Source organism: Streptomyces sp. NPDC048514 (genome assembly GCF_043199955.1).
Classification (GTDB): domain Bacteria; phylum Actinomycetota; class Actinomycetes; order Streptomycetales; family Streptomycetaceae; genus Streptomyces.
Genome location: NZ_JBICWT010000032.1, coordinates 1 through 1,037 on the forward strand (window position 1 = coordinate 1; position 1,037 = coordinate 1,037).

At 68.4% G+C, this 1,037-nt stretch carries 1 protein-coding gene; it reads left to right on the forward strand.

All coding sequences use genetic code 11. The features are described from left to right. On the forward strand, positions 1–1,037 hold a 1,037-nt coding region (gene ccrA / locus ACGFT2_RS34090), incomplete at both ends, for a crotonyl-CoA carboxylase/reductase (protein ID WP_393286247.1).

Here is a 1,037-nt window from a genome sequence, read left to right on the forward strand (position 1 = left end):
GAGCGCTACGGCCGCACCAACGAGCTGGCCAAGCGCCACGACCTGCCCTACCACATCATCGGCTCCGACCTCGCGGGCGTCGTCCTGCGCACCGGCCCGGGCGTGAACTCCTGGAAGCCCGGTGACGAGGTCGTCGCCCACTGCCTGTCCGTGGAGCTGGAGTCCTCCGACGGCCACAACGACACGATGCTCGACCCCGAGCAGCGCATCTGGGGCTTCGAGACCAACTTCGGCGGCCTCGCGGAGATCGCGCTCGTCAAGTCCAACCAGCTGATGCCGAAGCCGGCCCACCTCAGCTGGGAGGAGGCCGCCGCCCCGGGCCTGGTCAACTCCACCGCCTACCGCCAGCTCGTCTCCCGCAACGGCGCCCAGATGAAGCAGGGCGACAACGTCCTGATCTGGGGAGCGAGCGGTGGACTGGGCAGCTACGCCACCCAGTTCGCACTCGCCGGCGGCGCCACGCCCATCTGCGTGGTCTCCAGCGAGCAGAAGGCCCAGATCGCCCGGAAGATGGGCGCCGAGCTGATCATCGACCGCAACGCCGAGGGCTACAAGTTCTGGAAGGACGAGCACACCCAGGACCCCAAGGAGTGGAAGCGCTTCGGCAAGCGCATCCGCGAACTCACCGGCGGCGAGGACGTCGACATCGTCTTCGAGCACCCGGGCCGGGAGACCTTCGGCGCCTCGGTCTACGTCACCCGCAAGGGCGGCACCATCGTCACCTGCGCCTCGACGTCCGGGTACAACCACGAGTACGACAACCGCTACCTGTGGATGTCCCTCAAGCGCATCATCGGCTCCCACTTCGCCAACTACCGCGAGGCCTGGGAGGCCAACCGCCTGATCGCCAAGGGCAAGATCCACCCGACCCTGTCGAAGGTCTACTCCCTGGAGGAGACCGGCCAGGCCGCCCACGACGTCCACCGCAACGTGCACCAGGGCAAGGTCGGCGTGCTGTGCCTCGCACCCGAGGAGGGCCTCGGCGTGCGCGACCAGGAGATGCGCGACCGGCACATCGACGCCATCAACCGCTTCCG